This window comes from Nocardia sp. NPDC003963 (assembly GCF_053605105.1).
Genome location: NZ_JBSGIP010000031.1, coordinates 15,044 through 35,326, shown reverse-complemented (window position 1 = coordinate 35,326; position 20,283 = coordinate 15,044). Strand labels below are relative to the sequence as shown.

15 protein-coding genes and 1 tRNA gene are annotated in these 20,283 nt (G+C 67.9%); 13 read left to right on the top strand and 3 right to left on the bottom strand.

Features of this window, described 5'->3' with window-relative positions:
- Positions 1 to 151 precede the first annotated feature (151 nt).
- From ACWEWT_RS29450 to ACWEWT_RS29430, 5 genes are all read left to right on the top strand, one after another.
- The gene (locus tag ACWEWT_RS29450; RefSeq protein ID WP_452563819.1) at positions 152 to 1,819 is read left to right on the top strand and encodes a DUF4407 domain-containing protein; all 1,668 of its coding nucleotides are present in this window, start codon (positions 152 to 154) and stop codon (positions 1,817 to 1,819) included.
- A gap of 131 nt (positions 1,820 to 1,950) precedes the next feature.
- Positions 1,951 to 2,865, top strand: coding sequence for a hypothetical protein (locus ACWEWT_RS29445; RefSeq protein ID WP_452563817.1), 915 nt, complete (start codon positions 1,951 to 1,953; stop codon positions 2,863 to 2,865).
- A complete protein-coding gene (locus ACWEWT_RS29440; RefSeq protein WP_452563815.1) occupies positions 2,862 to 3,893 on the top strand; it encodes a DUF4129 domain-containing protein in 1,032 nt (343 codons plus the stop codon). Before ACWEWT_RS29445 ends, ACWEWT_RS29440 begins: the two co-directional genes overlap by 4 nt.
- Positions 3,890 to 4,894, top strand: coding sequence for an AAA family ATPase (locus tag ACWEWT_RS29435; RefSeq protein ID WP_452563813.1), 1,005 nt, complete (start codon positions 3,890 to 3,892; stop codon positions 4,892 to 4,894). The genes ACWEWT_RS29440 and ACWEWT_RS29435 overlap by 4 nt, the downstream gene beginning before the upstream one ends.
- A 3-nt stretch (positions 4,895 to 4,897) precedes the next feature.
- Complete coding sequence (locus ACWEWT_RS29430; RefSeq protein WP_452563811.1) at positions 4,898 to 6,193, top strand: DUF58 domain-containing protein; 1,296 nt, start codon at positions 4,898 to 4,900, stop codon at positions 6,191 to 6,193.
- 16 nt (positions 6,194 to 6,209) lie between these two features.
- On the opposite strand, the gene ACWEWT_RS29425 is transcribed toward ACWEWT_RS29430, so the two are convergent.
- On the bottom strand, positions 6,210 to 7,010 hold the full coding sequence (locus ACWEWT_RS29425; protein WP_452563809.1) for an RDD family protein: 801 nt from the start codon (positions 7,008 to 7,010) through the stop codon (positions 6,210 to 6,212).
- A gap of 179 nt (positions 7,011 to 7,189) precedes the next feature.
- Here ACWEWT_RS29425 and ACWEWT_RS29420 point away from each other — a divergent pair, with 179 nt between their 5' ends.
- Positions 7,190 to 8,179: a stage II sporulation protein M gene (locus ACWEWT_RS29420; protein ID WP_452563807.1), complete on the top strand. Its 990-nt coding sequence runs from the start codon at positions 7,190 to 7,192 to the stop codon at positions 8,177 to 8,179.
- A gap of 838 nt (positions 8,180 to 9,017) precedes the next feature.
- Here the strand turns inward: ACWEWT_RS29420 and ACWEWT_RS29415 are convergent.
- Positions 9,018 to 9,785: an SDR family NAD(P)-dependent oxidoreductase gene (locus ACWEWT_RS29415; RefSeq protein WP_452563805.1), complete on the bottom strand. Its 768-nt coding sequence runs from the start codon at positions 9,783 to 9,785 to the stop codon at positions 9,018 to 9,020.
- A gap of 215 nt (positions 9,786 to 10,000) precedes the next feature.
- Positions 10,001 to 10,083 (bottom strand) — tRNA-Leu (locus ACWEWT_RS29410).
- Between the two features lie 249 nt (positions 10,084 to 10,332).
- Here ACWEWT_RS29410 and ACWEWT_RS29405 point away from each other — a divergent pair.
- From ACWEWT_RS29405 to pknB, 7 genes are all read left to right on the top strand, one after another.
- Positions 10,333 to 11,715, top strand: coding sequence for an FhaA domain-containing protein (locus ACWEWT_RS29405; protein ID WP_452563803.1), 1,383 nt, complete (start codon positions 10,333 to 10,335; stop codon positions 11,713 to 11,715).
- Positions 11,716 to 11,918: 203 nt separating this feature from the next.
- The gene (locus ACWEWT_RS29400) at positions 11,919 to 12,386 is read left to right on the top strand and encodes an FHA domain-containing protein FhaB/FipA (RefSeq protein ID WP_452563802.1); all 468 of its coding nucleotides are present in this window, start codon (positions 11,919 to 11,921) and stop codon (positions 12,384 to 12,386) included.
- Complete coding sequence (locus tag ACWEWT_RS29395; protein ID WP_452563800.1) at positions 12,383 to 13,864, top strand: PP2C family protein-serine/threonine phosphatase; 1,482 nt, start codon at positions 12,383 to 12,385, stop codon at positions 13,862 to 13,864. Before ACWEWT_RS29400 ends, ACWEWT_RS29395 begins: the two co-directional genes overlap by 4 nt.
- The gene (locus ACWEWT_RS29390) at positions 13,864 to 15,342 is read left to right on the top strand and encodes an FtsW/RodA/SpoVE family cell cycle protein (RefSeq protein WP_452563798.1); all 1,479 of its coding nucleotides are present in this window, start codon (positions 13,864 to 13,866) and stop codon (positions 15,340 to 15,342) included. Before ACWEWT_RS29395 ends, ACWEWT_RS29390 begins: the two co-directional genes overlap by 1 nt.
- Complete coding sequence (locus tag ACWEWT_RS29385) at positions 15,339 to 16,805, top strand: peptidoglycan D,D-transpeptidase FtsI family protein (protein ID WP_452563796.1); 1,467 nt, start codon at positions 15,339 to 15,341, stop codon at positions 16,803 to 16,805. The genes ACWEWT_RS29390 and ACWEWT_RS29385 overlap by 4 nt, the downstream gene beginning before the upstream one ends.
- 37 nt (positions 16,806 to 16,842) lie before the next feature.
- Positions 16,843 to 18,336: a serine/threonine-protein kinase gene (locus tag ACWEWT_RS29380; protein WP_452563795.1), complete on the top strand. Its 1,494-nt coding sequence runs from the start codon at positions 16,843 to 16,845 to the stop codon at positions 18,334 to 18,336.
- The gene (pknB, locus tag ACWEWT_RS29375; protein ID WP_452563793.1) at positions 18,333 to 20,240 is read left to right on the top strand and encodes a Stk1 family PASTA domain-containing Ser/Thr kinase; all 1,908 of its coding nucleotides are present in this window, start codon (positions 18,333 to 18,335) and stop codon (positions 20,238 to 20,240) included. Before ACWEWT_RS29380 ends, pknB begins: the two co-directional genes overlap by 4 nt.
- Positions 20,241 to 20,283 lie beyond the last annotated feature (43 nt).

The window sequence follows — 20,283 nt, the reverse complement described above, 5'->3', positions numbered from 1 at the left end:
CGCACGTTTCGGCGATATCGCCGGAGCGCCCGAGACGCGGCCGCCCGGTCGTCGTGGAATGCTGACCGGCGCCCCTTGTGAAGATCCCCACACCCGATCGCCAAGGGTCGATGGACAGGCGTGTGGCCTGTCACGCTGAGACAACGAATCGATGGCAGCTGCAGAGGATATGGGCCCCATGAGCGTCACCGGCATGTTCATCTGGCTCGGCGGCGGACAGCCCGCCGAAACCGCCGACGGATACGAGCGCACCGGCTACACCGTCACGGGCGCGGGGGTGGCGCTGTTCGCCCTCGTCGCGGGCGCGGTCACCGCCGCCGCCATGGGCGCCGCCGATCAACATCCCGCGGCAGTCGCGACGATCGGGTCGGCGGCCGGGATCCTCGCGGGCCTGCTCGGCCGGGCACTGGCCGGGGCCGAACCGACCGCCCGCCCGGATCTGCCCGCCGGAACACTCAACTTCCCGGCCGTCGCCACCCGGATCGGCGTCGCTGTCCTCGCCGGTGTCGTACTGGCCGAGGTCTCGGTCACCGTACTGTTCGGCGGCACGGTGGACCGGATACTGGACGACCGCGCGGCGGCCGCCGTGATCGACGCACCGGCCGTCCGGACCGCGCAGGGCGAACTCGATCGTGCCGTCGCCGACCGCACCGCGCTGGACGCGAGTATCGCGGCGGCCGGTACGGATATCGACACCGCCCTGACCATCGCGCGGTGTGAGTTCAACCCGACTCCGCAGTGCCCGCAAACCAAGATCACCGGGGTGCCCGGCCGCGGGCCGGAGGCACAGACGGCCGACGAAATGCTCGACGACGCCCGCACCGCGTCGACCGCGGCGCAGCAGCGCGTCGCCCCGCTCGACCAGCGCGTGACCGATGCCCGCCTGGCGCTGCACGAGGCGCGGACGACGGTCGCCGACGGTGATCGTGGGCTCGGTGCGCGATGGTCGGCCGCGCACGAATACACCTCCGGGCAGCTGGGGACCTCGGCCCTACGGCTGCTCATCTGGTCGGTCTTCGTACTACTGGCGCTGCTGCCGCTGATTCTGCGTTGGTGGCGCGGGGAGACCGCACAGGAGCGGCGCCGGGCCGCCGAGGCTGTCCGCGACCGCGCCGAACGCGCGGCCGATATGGCGATCGCCGAGAAAGCGGCATCGGTCCGCGCCGATACCGCGGCCGTCCGGGCCGATCAGCAGCTCACCGCGGCCGAACTGGAGGCCGAAGCCGATACCACCATCGATCGTGAGCGACAGCGCACCCGGGTCATCGCCGCGCTCGGCGGGCTGGAGATCGGAGTCACCGAACGCGGCCCCGAATCCACCGCCGTGCCACCGATCCGGGAGAACGCGTTGCCGCCCGGGGAGCCGGGCCTACCGGTACCGCTCGGCAAGGAGGTCGCGGTCCGGCAGCCGGCCGGTCTGGAACTCCCGCTCATCGGCACGATTCCGTTCACCGATACCGCCGCCCGGTGGATCCGCCCGCTCGTCCCGGGTTTCGTCAGCTCGGCCATCGATACCGCCATCGATACCGCGAGCCAACCGCTGCGCACCGCGCGCCATGTGCTCACCGAGGCCGAAGAGATCACGTTCACTGTGCGCCGGGCACGCCGAGTCGGTGTGGACAGTGATATCGACGGATCCCGATCGGTTCGGCGGCCGTCCACTCGCCACCGCGGCGCCACGGCGGACGCCGAGATCACCCTGGACCCCGACGCCATCGTCTCCGCCACGACCCACCTGGAACCCGCGACGACAGCCGCGCTGCCCACGGGCCACACCCGGACGGAGCCCGGCCTTCGCGAACTGCCTCCGGGCAGCTGAGCACCACGGGGCCGATCCGCTCCTCGCGATACCCGGCCCACCCCGCCGGCCGGATGTAGTCCGGTATCCATACCCGCGGCGCGCGTCCTTCGGATGGGCCACGCCCGACCGCGGCCATTAGACTCGGCCGCGTGCAGCCTGCCGCTGATACGGCCGGTTCCGTCGGGGCGGGAAAACATCCGGAAGAACGACCCCAGACAGCGACGGTGCCGATCCGCCCGCTGAGTTTCCGGGAACTACTCGACGCGCCGTTCGCATTGATACAGGCGGATATCCGCATGCTCGCGGGATGTGCCGCGGTACTCCTGGTCGCCGGAGAACTCGTGGTGGCCGGTTCGATCGGGCTGGTCTCCCACCTCACCGGCGGCTCCGACAAAGGAACCGCCCTCGCCGCGCTGTTCGCGACCCTCACCGCCGCCTGGTTCGTCCGGTTCGTCCTGCGCGGTGTCACGGTCGCCACGGGTCTGGCCCGGGTCGGCCTGGTCCCGATCGGACTGCGGGAGAGCCTGCGCCGGACGGTCGCGCGGCTGGGCCCGCTGCTGGTCACCCAGCTGTCGTTCACCGCGATAGGGGTCGCCGTGCTCGGTATCAGTGGGCTGCTGTTCCCGCTCACCTTCCTCGGCGGTCTGCTGTGGTTCCTCGTCACTTATCCGTTCTGTCTGGTCTGGCTGGCCTGGCTGCGGGCGCGTCATCTCGCGGCCGTGCCGGTGCTGTTCGCCGAGGGAGCCGGCGCCGGTGTGGCGCTGGCGCGGTCGGGAGTGCTGGTCGGGGACAGGCGTATGCAGCGAACCGGCCTCCGGATCTGCCAGCACCTGTTGTTCGCACTGCTCACGGCACCGTTGCTGGGCCTGGTGCTCTTCGTCGGCGATATCTCCGGGACGCACCGCTGGGCATTTCTCGTCCTGGTCACCACCGCCGGGCTACTACTGGCCGCTTTCACCGAGGTAGTGGAGTCCAGTACCCGGGTGGTCGGTTATCTCGATCTGCGCTGCCGCCGGGAGGGCGCCGATATCCGGATCCCTGCCCCCACTGGAGGTCGCCGGTGACCGATCCCGATCACACAACCCCGGATCGGCCCGGTCTGGATGCCGCCGCGGTACACGGGAATGCCGCCGAACGGGCCGCCGCGCACGGCGATTTCGATACCGCGCTGCGCGAACGCTTCCGGGCGGTGCTACGCGGTATGGAACAGCGCGGTCTGCTCGAGGTACGCCGATCCCGCACCGCCCGGGAGACCTCCCACGAGGCGGCGGCGAACCTGCCCGCCGAACACACCGGCGAACTCCCCGCCGCGGCGCAGGCTTTCGACGAAGTCGTCTACGGTGGCCGCGCCGCGCGCGAGGAGGAATACCGCCGCCTCACGCAGGCCGACCGATTCTCCGCGGCCGCACCGCCTCCGGCGCCCGAACCGGTCGATATCGAAACCCGGCGGCGCGGGTCGCGATCCCGGCGCACCGCCGGGGAATGGACCGGGATACTGCGCGACCCCCGCTTCTGGGGTGCGGTCGCCGCACTCGCGGTGATCCTGCTGGTGCTGTACGCGGTCCTGCAGGGCTGTACCGGGCCCAGTGCGCCGCGCCCGCCGGAGGTGCCGCCGGCCGATCCGCCACCGATCGACCCACCCCCCGATTACGACCCCGACCTCCCCCGGCCCACGGGCGGCGATTCCGTATTCGACCGCACACCGGACCGGCTCGCCTTCGGCGGGCTGCAGTTCTTGATCGCCGGAGCTCTGCTGGTGTGGTGGCGGGCGCGACGCCGGGGCACGGTGGTGGGCGAACCCCGGCCGGTCGAGGTCGCGGCAGATGAACTGCTGTCGGGTCAGGCGGGCCTCTACCGCCGTTCCGGCGATCACGCGCATATCGCGGGTGTGTTGCGCGCCGCGACCGTGCGCAGACTGCGTCGCTCGCTCGGTACCGGGGCCGCCCCGGCGGAACTGACGACGGCGGTCGCCGCGCTTATCGGCGCCGATCCGGGCACCGTCGGTGCGGCGCTGTACGGTCCGGTGCCCGATGCGCACACTCTGGAACTCGTTGCCGCGCAACTCGAATGGATCGAAGCGGAGGTCGGATGACCAGCATTGACACCAGTAAGGCAGGCGCGGGCGGTCCCGCGGCGCCCACCTCGGCCGAGGCAGCTGCGGCGTTCGCGGCATTACGCGCCGAGATCGGCAAGGCGGTGGTGGGTAACGACAGTGCCGTCATGTATCTCGTGCTGGCCCTGCTCTGCCGCGGCCACGTCCTGCTGGAGGGGGTTCCAGGGGTGGCGAAGACGCTGCTCGTCCGCGCCCTGGCCACCGCACTCGATCTGCGGCACAGCCGCGTGCAGTTCACCCCCGACCTGATGCCGGCCGATGTCACCGGATCGCAGATCTACGATCCGCATTCGGCCGAGTTCACCTTCCGCGACGGTCCGGTGTTCACCAATCTGCTGCTGGCCGACGAGATCAACCGCACACCACCGAAAACCCAGTCGGCGCTGCTGGAATCGATGGAGGAGCGGCAGGTTTCGGTCGACGGTCTCCCCCGGCCGCTGCCCGATCCGTTCGTCGTGGTGGCCACCCAGAACCCCATCGAACAGGAGGGCACCTATCCGCTGCCCGAGGCGCAACTGGACCGTTTCCTGTTCAAGGTCGATATCCACCTCCCGGACCGCGACGACGAATTCCGCGTATTGCAGCGGCATGCCGAGGGTTTCGATCCCCGCGACCTCGTCGCGGCCGGGCTGCGTCCGGTAGCCGGCCCCGCGCATATCGCGGCGGCCCGGTCCGCCGTCGCGGGGATCACGGTCCGGCCGGAGGTACTGGCCTATATCGTCGATCTGTGCCGCGCCACCCGGACGGCGGCGGCCGTCCAGCACGGTGCGTCCACCCGCGGTGCCACCGCGGTCATGTCCGCGGCCCGGGCCCTGGCCTGGTTGAACGGACGTGGTTTCGTCACGCCGGACGATGTGAAAACGGTTGCCGTAGCGGCTCTGCGGCACCGCCTGCAACTACGTCCCGAAGCGGAACTGGACGGGATCACCGGGGAGCAGGTCATGGCGTCACTGCTGCTCTCGATCCCGGTTCCGGTGTAGGACGTGGTCGTCACCGGCCGGCTGGTCGCCGTCGCGGCCGCGGCGGCGACGGTGGTCACGCTACTGGCCCCGTCCTGGTTCGGCGTCCTGGCGGCCACCGCGCTGATCCTCGTACTCGCCGTGACCGATCGGCTGCTGGCCGCGCGCGCCGACGAGGTGGTATTGCATCGGCCGGAGCTGTCGGTGCTGCGCCTCGGCGCCACCACCGACGTCGAACTGGCGGTGACCAATACCGGGCAGCGGACGCTACGGGGCTTCGTCTGGGACGACTGGCCCGCCAGCGCCCGCGCCACCGAGCGCGAACACCGCATCTCCGTCCCCGTATCCGGCCGGGTCCGGCTGCACACCACCCTCGCCCCCGCCTACCGCGGTGACCGCTCGGCCGGTCCGGTGACCCTGCGCCTGTTCGGACCGCTCGGTCTGGCCGGTCACCAGTTCCACCGCTCCGCTCCCGCCCGGGTCCGGGCCCTACCTCCGTTCCGCAGCGAACGGTTGCTCGCCGCCAAGGTGAAGCGGCTGCAACATCCGGAAGGCCGCAGTCCGGCCGATCTGCGTGGTCAAGGCACCGAATTCGACTCGTTCCGCGAGTACGTACCGGGCGACGACGTCCGCACCATCGACTGGCGCGCCACCGCACGAGCCACCGATGTCCTCGTGCGCACCTGGCGGCCGGAGCGCAACCGGCAGGTACTCATGCTCCTCGATACCGGTCGCATCAGCGCGGGCCGGGTCGGCGAGGGCACCCGGCTCGAAACTGCGATCGAGGCAGCTCTGTTGCTCGGCAGCCTGGCCGCGACCGGCGGCGATATGGTCGGCCTGCTCGCCTACGACCGAGAGGTACGTGCCGAGGTACGCAGCGGTCTCGGCCGGGGTGTCCGGGCCAAGCTCATGCACGCCCTGGCAGGGGTCACCCCCGCGCTGGTCGATACCGATGCCGAGGGATTGGTCCGGGCCGCGATCCAGCGGGCCCGCCGGCGCAGTCTGATCGTCTGGTTCACCAGCCTCGACGGCGCCGCGGTGACCGAGAACCTGCTACCGGTGCTGCCTGTTCTCACCGAACGCCACCGCGTGCTGATCGTATCGGTCACCGATCCGGATATCGCTGCCGCGGCAGCCGGACGCGGCGATCTACCGCAGCTGTACCGGGCCGCCGCCGCCGAATCCAGAATCGCCGAGCAGGCAGTACTACAGGAATCGCTGCGCCGGCAGGGAACAGCCGTGGTCGCCGCGGCCGGAGCGGATCTGCCCGCGGCCCTGGCCGACGAATACCTGGAACTCAAACAATCCGGCGCGCTCTGACTCCGGCACGACCGCCTCAGCGAGTGCCGGCGAACGAGACGGGTGGGAACGCGACCAGCCCCGGGGGCGGCGGTGCGGGAAGCGCACGGCGCTGGCGCTCGGCGACCACACTGCCCAGGATCTGCACCGGTGGAAAACCGGCGGGAGGAACCACCCGCAACCGGGCACACACCGCCGCGACCAGCGCGTGACCGAGTTCGTACTGCGCGGCCGGGGTCAACGCGTTGATCCGCGTCAGATACTGCCGCACCGCCAGGGCGAGATCCTCGGGCAGGTCGGTGAGATCCAGTTCGGCCGACCAGCCGGTCAGCCGAACCGGTGGTACGGCCAGCGCGGGGATCGAAAGCCGCTGCTGTATGTGCACCACCACAGTTCCCGCGAGTACATCTCCCACCCGGCGCGCGTGCGGTGAGCACAGCGAACTCACCACGGCGATCACGCCGAAGAGCCCGAGCATCCAGAAATCCACGATCGCGCCGGTGAGGCCCCGGGTCAGCGCATGCCGGAAATCCACCGGACCGCCGTCGGCGCGCACCACGCGCAAGCCGAGCGCCAGTTTGCCCGGGGTGGCACCGTGTAGCAGCGTCTCGAAAGCGACCGGGTATCCGACAAGTACCGCGACCAGCGAAACCAATGTGAGAGTGGAGAACCACGGGTTGGAGTCGTCTCCACGGACCAGCAGCAGCGCACCGGTGAACAGTGCGACCCCCAGGACGGCCTGCAGCAGCAGATCGAGCACGAACGCTGCCGCGCGGGTGGGTATGCGGGCGACCGGCAGTTCGATCGCCACGGCTTCGCCCGTCGTGAATTCGGCCATATCGCCTAGCATTCTTCCACGGCGACCGGTTTCCGACCCCGTAGTCGGTGGCGCGGGGGTCCGGGCCGCCACCAGCTCGCCGAGAACGAGCCACGGATGTCGTCGCGCTCGGGAAGTCCGCGGCGGGCACCTGCGTCGCGAACGCGACGACGGAAGCGGCGGGAGCGGGAGGCGAGCCCATGGACGTGGACGCATACAGCGCGCGGCACCGGCCCACCTGGGCCAGGTTGGATATGTTGTCGCGCAAGCGCACACTCACCGGCGCCGAAGCCGACGAATTGGTGTTGCTCTACCGGCGCACCTCGCAGCAGTTGGCCCGGCTCCAGACCCACAGTCCCGAACCCGAACTCGTGGCCGGTCTCAGTGCGGTGATCGCTCGCGCCCGCGGCAGGATCGTCGGCAGCGCGCCGAACACCTGGAGCGAGATCGGCCGGTTCTTCACTCACGGCTTCCCCGGCGCGGTGTATCGCGCCCTGGGGTGGTGGCTGGGTGTCGGGGTGGCGTTCCTGAGTGTCGCGACCGGGTTCGCGACCTGGATCACGTACGACCCGTCGGCTCGCGAAACTCTTGGGCTCCAAGGGAACACCGGTGCGCTGACCGCGCCGGGCGGCGCCTTCGAGACCTACTACACCGAGCATTCCAACGATGCGTTCGCCGCATTGGTCTGGACCAACAATGCCTGGGTAGCGGCCCTGGCCCTGTTCCTGGGCGTGCTCATCGTCCCTGTTGTCTACCTTCTGTTCATGAATGCCCTGAATATCGGCATTACGGCGGGCCTGATGGCCGAGGCCGGGCGACTCGACTCGTTCTTCGGCTTCCTACTGCCGCACGGAATGCTGGAGCTGACAGCCATTTTCATTGCGGGCGGCGCCGGACTGAAACTCGGCTGGACCCTTATCGATCCGGGCCGGCTGAGCCGCGCGGAGGCCGTCGCCCGTCAAGGTCGTACCACTGCCGTAATAGCTCTCGGACTGGTCCCGACCCTGCTGGTAGCGGGCCTTTTGGAGGGATTCGTGACCCCGAGCTCCCTACCCACCCCGGCGCGGATCGCGATCGGACTGCTCGCCGAGGCGGCCTTTCTCGCCTACATCTTCACCGCCGGACGCCGGGCCGCGCGGCCGGACGCCGGGACCAGTGCGGTGGGCGAGGCCGTTCACCCCGTGCGATAACGGATAGACAACCTCGAGCACACAGTGTTCGAGCTCGTTTTGTGAGATCGCAGCAACGTGAATCCGATGACCTGCGTGGATTCCCCCATTTGAATTCCGCTGGCCGCAGCGAGTCGCCGCTCTAGCTGCGGCCAGCGTTACCGTCGACTCTACACAATCGTTATCCCTACGCAACCCACTGCGGCTGAGGTCACAGGTACGCGTCGAGGCTCGGCAAACATCCAGAAACCCCCCTACCGGACCTTTCCCAGCTAACTTTCAGCAGGCACCCACAACCTTACAGCGGTGCTTTCATTTGCAAGTACATTTGGTTTTTACTGGTCACGGACATATCCGTAACCATGGTTACGCGTAATCGAAGCCGGGTTCACCGATGGGTTCGCCCGAACCGCCGTTAACTCGCCCGACTCGGCGCCGACCAGCGCATTCGCGCGCCGTTAACACGGTTGCCGAACGGCCGATACGAACGAAAAATACCTGGAGTTTGTTTATTGGGGACAAACCTGCCGCACCCCCCGAACAGCGGGCCCAGAGGCGCCTCGCGGTAGTTAACCAAGGCGATTCCAGGACGTGAACTGGGTCACCGAACGGGCCTAGTGAGGTAAACCTCAGCACCAGCGCCGCAACCGGAAAGTTCTTGTGTGACCTTGGTCTCATTCAGGCATACCGAGAGTGCGGGCAGTCGCGGGAGCGGACCCCCGGCCCTTCCGCCGACCAGCCGGGACCCGGCCGGATGCTCTCCTCCACAGTCCACCCGGGAAAGACGGAAGAAAAGGGCCGGGGCGGTGGTCACGTCCGGCGTGACCACCGCCCCGGCCCCTGGGAATATCGCCGGAGATCACATGAGTGCGCCGCCGTCGACCCGGATCTCGGTACCGGTGATATAGCGACCGTCATCGGAACCGACCATCGCGACGACCCCGGCGATATCCTCCGGATTGCCGAGTGCGCCACCGTCGAGCCATCCGGTCAGCCGGGCGAACAGTGTCCAGTCCGCATCCTCGGGCTGTTCGGCGATGGATTCGGTGGTGATCCCGCTCGTGATCCCGGCCGGGACGATATTGACCGCCCGCAGCCCCTGTTTCGCGTACTCCAGGCCGATCGCGTGGGTGAAGGAGGCCACACCACCCTTCGACGCGGCATAGGCGGCCAGATAGGGAGCCGCCTGGAAGGCCGATGTCGACGACAGGTTGATCACCACACCCCGGCCGGATTCCAGCAACGGCGGCAGCAGCGCCTGGGTCATCAGGAATGTGCCGGTGAGATTCACGGTGATGACCCGGTTCCACTCGTCGAGCGGCATCTCGTGCGTCCGGGCCGGTTTCAGGATGCCCGCGCAGTTGACGAGCACATCCAGCCCACCCAGATCCCGCAGCGCGGTATCGGCGGCCGCGCGCACGGATTCGATATCGGCGATGTTCACGGCGACGGTGCCGAGCCGTTCGACCGCATCGCCGGCCCGCTCCACCGTGCCGGCCAGACCCGCTTCGTCGATATCGGCGGCAACGATCCGAGCGCCCTCGTCCAGCAGTCGCAGGACCACACCCCGGCCGATTCCCGAACCCGCGCCTGTCACCACCACTCGACGGCCTTCATATCTCCGCATGAAATGAATTAGAACAGGTTCAGATATGGAGTCAACGGATTACATGCTTTTTCCGGCATATTTCTGTAACACGTTCCAGTAACGATGGGCAGGCTTGCCCACGCATACGTGACCACTGCCACATCAACGGTTTCCGAGTGGGGCGATCCGAGCGCCGGCGATTCCGGCAAAACAGAAGAAGCCGTGAATCCGATGGATTCACGGCTTCTTCTCGGTGGGCGAAGGGGGACTTGAACCCCCACGTCCCGAAGGACACTGGCACCTGAAGCCAGCGCGTCTGCCATTCCGCCACTCGCCCGAGCGACGGACAGACACTAGCACGGAGGTGTCCGGCAGACGAAATCACGTGGTCACGGGCCCGATGAAAGGTTCTTCCACCTGGGCTCGAGCGTGAATTCTCCGAACGGAGGGAACTCCGGCACGGTTCCGGTAGTTACAGGTGTAGCCGATCGTGGATATCATGCAGAGAACGTGCTCGTAGTACGACACGCCGTATTCGCGTGTCGTCGTAAAGAATGAGGAGAGACTCACCGAAGGGAGGGCCCGCATGGGGATCGTCTCGCGCTTCGAGCGTCGCCTACAGGGCGCCGTCGGTGACGTCTTCGCCAGGGCATTCGGCGGGAACGTCGTTCCTCAGGAAGTCGAGGCAGCGCTGCAGCGTGAGGCCGCCGACAACGTCCGAGATGTCGGCGGTGGGCATCTGCTCGCACCCAACAGTTACGTGATCACCATCAACTCGTCGGACCACCGGCAACTGGACGCCGATCACGACCTCACCACCCGCGCTTTCGCCAAACATCTGCAGGATTACATCCGTGATCAAGGCTGGCAGACCTACGGCGAAGTACACGTGGCGTTCGAGGCATCCCCTACGCTGCACACCGGAATGTTCAGGACGAGCGGTCGCGTCGACCCCGACGCGAACCGCGGAGCTGCACCGGCTCGCCGCCCGGAACCGCTACAACGACCCGCTAACCCGCAACCAGGAGCTGGCCCCATGACGCAGAACTCTGGCTACGACCCGAGCCGTGAGCACGCGGAGTCCGATCCACGCAATCGCGGGTACGCTCCCGGACCCGCGGGACGCGGGCCGCAGAACGGCGCGTACCCCGAGGACTACGGTCCCGGCGCGGCCTACAACGGCGGCCAGGATTATCAGAACGGCTACGACTACCAGCAGGGCGGCGCAGCCTACGACCAGGGCTACGGCGGCCAGCAGGGCGGTTACGACCAGCAGGGTTATGCACAGCAGCCCGGGTACGACCAACAGGGCTACGCCCAGCAACCCGGCTACGACCAGGGTTACGACCAGCAGGGCTACGGCCAGCAGCCCGGCTACGACCAGGGCTACCAGGGACAGCCCGGGTACGACCAGGGCTACCAGGGCGGCCAGCAGGGCTACGACCAGGGTTACGACCAGCAGGGTTATGCACAGCAGCCCGGGTACGACCAACAGGGCTACGCCCAGCAACCCGGCTACGACCAGGGTTACGACCAGCAGGGCTACGCCCAGCAGCCCGGCTACGACCAGGGCTACGAGCAGCAGGGCTACGGCCAGCAGCAGGGCCAGGGCTACCCGCAGCAGGGCGGCCAGCAGGGCGGCTACGGCGCCCCGGCCGGCTACGCGCCGGCGGGCGGAACCGCCTTCTCCGCGACGCTCGCACTCGACGACGGCAGCGGCCGGACCTACCAGCTGCGGGAAGGCAGCAATATCATCGGCCGCGGTCAGGACGCGCATTTCCGCCTCCCCGATACCGGTGTGTCCCGGCGTCATATCGAGGTGCGATGGGACGGCCAGACCGCGATGCTGTCCGACCTCGGGTCCACGAACGGCACCCTGGTGAACGGCTCCCCCGTGCAGGATTGGCAACTCGCCGACGGCGATGTGATCCGTGCCGGGCACTCCGAGATCCTTATCCGTATTGTCTGATGCCGTAGGCTCGCCGTGCGGATCACGAGGCGCCTCTCGCATAATGAGGCGGCCTAATCGTGATCGGTCTCGTCCGACGGCCCTATGATGTGCCAACACACGCGCGGCACCGCACAGCGGTCCCGCGGGGACGAGCATTGCAGTGGGGTGGGTTGCACCACGCCTACAGCACCGACACGCGGTCGAACAGGAGGTGGAGCGCCGTGCAGGGATTGATCTTGCAGCTGACCCGTGCCGGGTTCCTCCTGCTGCTGTGGCTGTTCGTGTGGGCAATCCTGCGTACCCTCCGCAGTGATATCTACGCGGCTTCCGGCAAACGACTCCAGACCCGGGGACCGCGCGGTTCCACGGTGCTGCCGTCCATGCGCCGGGGCCAGAAGGGCGCCAAATATCTTGTGGTGACTCAAGGTTCTCTCGCCGGTACCCGCATAACGCTCGGTACCCAACCGGTGTTGATCGGCCGTGCGGACGATTCCACGCTGGTGCTCACCGATGACTATGCCTCCACCCGGCATGCCCGGTTGTCCCTACGCGGTGACGACTGGTATGTCGAAGACCTCGGCTCGACGAACGGTACCTACCTCGATCGAGCCAAAGTCACCACCGCAGTCCGCGTTCCGCTCGGCACTCCTGTCCGGGTCGGCAAGACAGTGATCGAGCTCCGATCGTGACACTTGTTCTCCGCTACGCAGCGCGCAGCGACCGCGGCCTCGTCCGCGCCAACAACGAAGATTCCGTCTACGCCGGCGCCCGCCTGCTTGCCCTTGCCGACGGCATGGGCGGCCACGCGGCCGGCGAAGTGGCGTCGCAACTGATGATCGCCGCCCTGGCGCATCTCGACGACGACGAACCCGGCGAGGATCTACTCGGCAAACTGAACCGGGCCACCCACGCCGGTAATTCCGCCATCGCCGAACAGGTCGAGGAAGAACCCGAACTCGACGGTATGGGCACCACGCTCACCGCCATCCTGTTCGCGGGCAAGAAACTCGGCATGGTCCATATCGGCGATTCGCGCGCCTATATGCTGCGCGACGGCGAACTGGCCCAGATCACCCGCGACGACACCTTCGTCCAGTCGCTGGTGGACGAAGGCCGGATCACCGCGGAACAGGCCCATACCCATCCGCAGCGGTCGCTGATCATGCGCGCGCTCACGGGTAACGAGATCGAGCCGACGCTGGTGATGCGCGAGGCCCGGGCCGGAGACCGCTATCTGCTGTGCTCGGACGGCCTGTCCGACGTCGTCAGCGACGAGACCATCGCGAACACCATGCGCGAGGGCAGTACCGACGAATGCGCCGACCGGCTCATCGAGCTCGCCCTGCGCAGCGGCGGGCCCGACAATGTCACCGTCGTCGTCGCCGATGTCATCGACCTCGACTACGGGCAGAGCCATCCGATCGTCGCGGGTGCCGCGTCCGGTGAGGCGGAGGACAATCCGCCGCCGAACACCGCCGCCGGCCGGGCCGCCGCCATGCGCCCCCCGGCCGCCGCCCCGCGGCGGGCCGCCGGCGAACCCGAGCCGCAGCCCAAGAAATCCCATAAACTCCGCTGGCTGCTGCTCGCGGTCGCCCTCGTCCTCGCGGTCGTGGTCGGTCTGGCGGTCGGCTACAAGATGATCCGCACCAACTACTACGTCGGCGCGGACAACGACAGTGTCGTGGTCATGCAGGGGCTACCCGGTTCGATCCTCGGCTACTCCATCCACGAGGTGAACCTCGTCGGTTGTGTCACCACCAAGGGCGATCTGAGTCTCGTCGAGAGTGGCGCCGCACTGCCCCAGGGCTGCCGAGTGCTGAAGGTCAGCGATCTGGAGCAGACCGGCCGCGACCAGGTCGAGCGCGGGCTGCCGCCCGGCACCCTGGACAAGGCCCGCGAACAGATGGCCGTCCTGGCCGACCGCGAACTGCTGCCGGTGTGCAAGAAGAACGCCTCGGCCGCCCAGCCGGGTGTGGTCACCACCACGCCCGCACCGGCGCCCGCCCCGGCCCCCGCCCCCACCGACGCGATGCCCGCCCCGGCCACGCAGCCGCCGGCGCCCGCCGAGAACCCGGCGCCGCCCGCGCCGCCGACCACGACCGTCCCGGCTCCGACGACCACCGCTCAGCCCCAGATCGCGGGGGAGAACTGCCGGGTGACGGACTGATGTCCGCACCCGCACCACCGTCCGCCGGGGCTTTTCCGAGCCCCCCGGGCGGTTTCGCTCCGGCGCCGTCGCCGACGACCCGGCGCAATACCGAGCTCGTGCTGCTCGGATTCGCGGCACTGATCACCACCGCCGCCCTGGCATTGGTCGAAGCCAGCCAAGAAGAATCGCTGACCTGGGATATCGCAAAGCTCGGCCTTGCCTTTCTCGGTCTTTTCGCCGTCGCGCACCTCGCGGTGCGCCGGTTCGCGCCGTACACCGATCCGCTGTTGCTGCCGATCGTCGCGTTGCTCAACGGGGTCGGCCTGGTGCTGATCCACCGGCTCGATCTGGCCGATCAGCAGACCGCCGCCTACAACTCGTGGGATATCCCCTCCCCCGACGCGAACCAGCAGATCCTGTGGACCGCGTTCGGGATCGTGTTGTTCGTCGCGATCCTCATCGTGCTGCGCGACTACCGGACACTGGCCAAGTACGCCTACACGCTCGGCCTCGTCGGGTTGGTGGCACTCGCGATCCCGGCGATCCTGCCCAGTTCGCTGTCCGAGGTCAACGGTGCCAAGATCTGGATCCGGTTGCCGGGTTTGAGCCTGCAACCCGGCGAATTCGCGAAGATCCTGCTGATCATCTTCTTCGCCTCGGTACTCGTCTCGAAACGCGAACTGTTCACCGCGGCCGGCCGGCACTTCCTCGGTATGGAGTTCCCCCGTGCCCGCGATATGGGCCCGATCCTCGCGGTGTGGATCGTGTGCATCGGTGTACTGGTCTTCGAAAAGGACCTCGGTACTTCCCTGCTGATCTTCAGCACCGTGCTGGTGATGCTCTACATCGCCACCGAACGGGTGGGCTGGCTGCTGATCGGCGGCGGACTGCTCGCCCTCGGATTCGTCTTCGCCTACCAGATGTTCGGACATGTCCGGGTCCGCGTGGAGACCTGGCTGCACCCGTTCGACGACTACAACAACACCGGCTACCAGATCGTGCAGTCGCTGTTCGGCCTGGCCACCGGTGGGCTGGCCGGTACCGGTCTGGGCGCGGGACGCCCCTCACAGGTGCCGTTCGCGAAAACCGATTTCATCGTGACGACCATCGGTGAGGAACTCGGCCTCATCGGTCTGACCGCGATCCTGATCCTGTTCCTGGTGCTGGTGCTGCGCGGTATGCGCACCGCGCTGGCGATCCGGGACAGTTTCGGCAAACTGCTCGCCGCCGGGTTGTCGTTCACCATCGCCATCCAGGTCTTCGTGGTCGTGGGCGGGGTGACGAAGCTGATTCCGCTCACCGGTCTCACCACGCCGTTCGTCTCCTACGGCGGTTCCTCACTGCTGGCGAACTATATTCTCATCGCCCTGCTCATCAAGATCTCCGACGCGGCCCGCGAGCCCGCCCCGGCCCGCCGCCGGGAGCCGGCGCCCGCACCGCTGGCCGAAGCCCAGACCGTGATGGTGTCGCGACGGCAAGGAGGTCTCCCGCGTTGAACACCCCATTGCGCCGGGTGGCCATGGCCGTCATGGCGATGATCGTCGCTCTGCTGCTCAACGCCACCTACGTGCAGGTCATCAAGGCCGACGACTACCGGGCAGATCCGCGTAACTCGCGGGTGCTGCTCGACGAATACTCCCGTCAGCGCGGCCAGATATCCGCCGGCGGCACCGTATTGGCCAGTTCGGTCGCCACCGACGACCGGTACAAGTACCTGCGCGTCTACCCCACCGATCCGCAGGCATACGCCCACGTGACCGGGTTCTATTCCATGCAGTACGGCAGCACCGGGCTGGAACGGGCCGAGGATCCGGTACTCAACGGTTCCGACGGACAGCTGTTCGGCAGCCGGTTGGTGGACCTGATCTCCGGCCGCGACCCTCGCGGCGGCAATGTGGTCACCACGATCGATCCGGCGATGCAGCAGGTCGCCTACAACGAGCTCACCAGCAAGGGCTACACCGGCTCGGTGGTGGCGATCGAACCCAGCACCGGCAAGATCCTGACCATGGTGTCCACCCCCAGTTACGACCCGAATCTGCTGTCCGGGCACGACGGCGCCCAGGGCACACAGGCCTGGGAAGATCTGAGCGCCGACGAGAACCAGCCGATGATCAACCGGGCGATCTCGCAGACCTACCCACCCGGGTCGACGTTCAAAGTGATCACCACGGCGGCCGCGCTGTCGAACGGGAAGGCGAATCCGCAGTCCCAGTTCACCGCGGCGCCCAACATCACGCTGCCGGGCACCAGCACCACCCTGGAGAACTACAACGGTTCCACCTGTGGGTCCGGCCCCACCGCCACCCTCTACGAGGCGTTCCGGCGTTCCTGCAACACCGCGTTCGTGGAGCTCGGGGTCGAGGTCGGCGCGGCGGCACTGGAAGACGAGGCCGCGGCCTTCGGGATCGGGCCACACCGCGGTATCCCGATGCCGGTCGCCGAGAGCACGGTGGGCAATATCCCGGACAACGCCGCCCTCGGGCAGAGCAGTATCGGCCAGCGTGATGTCGCGCTCACCCCGCTCGACAATGCCGTTGTCGCCGCTACGGTGGCCAACGGCGGTGTGCGGATGGAGCCCTACCTGGTCGACCAGCTGCAGAACCCGGACCTGAGCGAACTGTCCACCACCGAGCCGGTCTCGGTCGGCCAGGCGGTGAGCGCCGAGGTAGCGTCTACGCTGACCGACCTGATGGTCGCCTCGGAGGAGAACACCGCGGGCAGCGGTGGAACGTCCTACCGGATCGCGTCGAAGACCGGTACGGCCGAACACGGCGCCGATCCGCGAAATACACCACCACATGCCTGGTACATAGCCTTCGCCCCGGCCGAGAACCCGAAGATCGCCATCGCGGTCATCGTGGAGAACGGCGGTGACCGGGCGCTGGCGGCAACAGGCGGGTCGGTCGCCGCGCCGGTCGCCCGGGCGGTACTGGACGCAGGTCTGCGAGGTCGCTGAACGAGATGGATGTGCAAGTGAATCTGCGGGGAACCCGATGCTGACAAACGGCGCGTTGATCGCGGACCGCTACCGGCTGCAGCGGCTTATCGCCACGGGCGGTATGGGCCAGGTCTGGGAAGCCCTGGACACCCGGCTGGATCGCCGGGTCGCGGTCAAGGTCCTCAAATCCGAGTTCTCGGCGGACCCGACCTTCCGGCACCGGTTCCGTACCGAGGCGAAGACCACCGCGCAACTGAACCATTCCGGTATCGCGGGAATCTACGACTACGGCGAAACCTACGATCCCCAGGGCGGCGAGACGGCCTATCTGGTGATGGAGCTGGTTCAGGGTGAACCGCTCAACACTGTGCTGAACCGGCTCGGCCGGTTGTCCGTGGCCCAGGGTCTGGACATGCTGGAGCAGACCGGTCGCGCGCTACAGGTGGCGCATCTGGCCGGTGTGGTGCACCGCGATGTGAAACCGGGAAATATCCTGGTCACTCCCACCGGACAGGTGAAGATCACCGATTTCGGTATCGCGAAGGCAGTCGACGCCTCACCGGTCACCAAGACCGGCATGGTGATGGGTACGGCGCAGTACATCGCGCCCGAACAGGCGGTCGGTGAAGACGCCACGGCAGCCAGTGATGTGTATTCGCTCGGTGTCGTCGGATACGAGGCGCTCGCGGGCCAGCGGCCGTTCACCGGTGACGGTGCGCTCACCGTCGCGATGAAGCATGTCCGCGATGTGCCGCCGCCGCTGCCCGCGGATCTGCCACCGAATGTGCGGGAACTGGTCGAGATAACCCTGGCCAAGGATCCCGCTCAGCGTTATGCCGACGGCGGCGAATTCGCCGAGGCGGTCGCCGCGGTGCGTTCCGGCCGCCGGCCGCCCCCGCCGCGCAATCTCCCCGCGACCGGGGCCACCAGTGTGATCTCCGCACCGCCACCTGGTTTCGACGAGGGCGCGACCGTGCGCTACAACACGCCGCCCGCCGCGATGGCCGGGCCGGCGACCGCGATGGACCGCGGGATGAACGACCCCGGCGACGACGATTACCGGGACGACCGCGCGGGCGGCACCCTCAACAAGAACCAGAAATGGATGATCGCGCTGGGTATCGGCGCGCTGCTGCTCGGCGGAGCTGTGCTGTGGCTGCTGTTCGGCGGTGACACCAACCCGGAGGGGACCCCGCCGGGCACCTCGTCCACGGCACCCACCACCCGTCCGCTACCGCCACCGGTCACCACCACCTACGTGGTGACCGAACCCCCGGTCTGGACTCCGACGCAGGAAGTCACGACCACCCCGCCGCCGGTCACCACGACGACGCCGCCACCGGCGACCACCACGACCCCGCCGCCGACCACCACATCGACCGCGCCCAGCACCACCGAGACGACGGCCAGCGAAGAAACCACCGACGAGCAGGAGGAGACGACCACGCGTCGCCGCCCGCCGGTCCCCGATATCGATATCCCCTTCCCGACCATCGGGAACACCACCCACCTCATCGAGCCGGCCGATGAGCCACAAGGACAGCCATGACGACCCCGAAGAATCTCTCCTCTCGCTACGAGCTGGGCGAGATCATCGGGTTCGGCGGTATGTCCGAAGTCCACAAGGCCCGCGATCTGCGGCTCAACCGCGATGTCGCGATCAAGGTGCTGCGCGCCGATCTGGCCCGCGATCCCACGTTCTATCTCCGCTTCAAACGGGAGGCACAGAACGCGGCGGCCCTGAACCATCCGGCGATCGTCGCGGTATACGACACCGGTGAAGCCGAGATCGACGGCGGTCCGCTGCCCTTCATCGTGATGGAGTACGTGGACGGCGATACGTTGCGCGATATCGTGCGCAACGAGGGGCCCATCGCACCTCGGCGCGCGATGGAGGTCATCGCCGATGTGTGCGCGGCGCTCGATTTCAGCCATAAGGCCGGAATCGTGCACCGCGATATGAAACCGGCCAACATCATGATCAACCGGGCCGGTGCCGTGAAAGTGATGGACTTCGGTATCGCACGCGCGATCGCCGATGCCGCCAATCCGATGACCGCCACCGCGGCCGTGATCGGCACAGCCCAATACCTGTCCCCGGAGCAGGCTCGCGGCGAGACGGTGGATGCCCGCTCCGATGTGTACTCCGTCGGCTGTGTGCTGTTCGAAATCCTCACGGGACAACCTCCTTTCACCGGAGACTCACCGGTCGCCGTCGCGTACCAGCACGTCCGGGAGGATCCCCGGTTGCCCTCGCTCGTCTACGAGGGGGTGCCCCGGGAGCTGGATTCGGTCGTACTCGAGGCGATGGCCAAGAATCCGGCGAACCGCTATCAGAGCGCCGCGGAGATGCGTGCGGACCTGATCCGGGTGCTGGGTGGTCAGAAGCCCGGTGCGCCGATGGTGATGACCGACGAAGATCGCACCACCATGCTCGGTCCGGCGGACGGCTCCGGCCGCGGCTATCACCGGGCCGACAACGACGACTACGACGACTACGGTGACGATTCCGGAGGCCGGCCCCGCCGGACGGCGTATATCGCCGCCGGTGTGGTCGCCGCGCTGGTGGCGGCCTTCGGGCTCTATTGGGTGCTGATCGGACCGGGTAGCGGGCCCGATCAGGTGGCCGTTCCGGATCTGTCGAACACCACCGCCAGCGAGGCCCAGCAGAAGCTCGATTCGCTCGGCTTCGATGTCGCCGTCCAGGAGAAACCCGACCCCAAGATCAGTACCGGCAAGGTGATCGCGACGCTGCCGCTGGGCGGCTCACGAGCCGACGAGGGCAGCACCGTCACCCTGCAGGTGTCCACCGGGCCCCAGCAGGTGCCGATTCCCGTCCTCACCGGCCTCTCCCAGCAGGACGCCGAACAAGAGCTCAACAACGTCGGCCTGCAGGCGAACACGGAGATCAAGCGGGAACCGTCCAGTACCCAGGACAAGGACAAGGTGATCGGCCAGGATCCTTCGCCCGGTATCGAGATGGACGCGGGCAGCCAGGTCACGCTGACCGTCGGCAGCGGTCCCAAGCAGATCCGGGTTTCGGATGTGGTCGGTCAGTTGATCGATGTGGCGCAGCCGAATCTGGAGGGCAGCGGGTTCAAGATCGTGGTGGAGCAGGTCCAGTCCGCGCGTCCGCGGGGGGAGGTCCTGTCCACCAGCCCGGCCGGCGGTTCGACCGCGGACGAGGGTTCCACGGTCACCGTCCAGGTGGCGCAGAGCGATCGCATCTCGATGCCGAACCTGGTCGGCCTCACAACCGCCGAGGTCGTGGACAAGCTGCGCGATAGCGGTTGGCAGGGCAGTGCGAACCAGGTACGGCAGATCACGCAGATCACGCTGAACTCCGATCAGGCCGGCAAGGTACTCAGCCAGCAGCCCTCCGCCGGAACCACCGTCCCCTCCTCGACGACGGTGACGGTCAACACCGGCGTACTTCCGCTGGGTCCCCCCTGACCCGCACCCGGGTGAGTCACTGAACGGGAAAACCGGGCGGCCG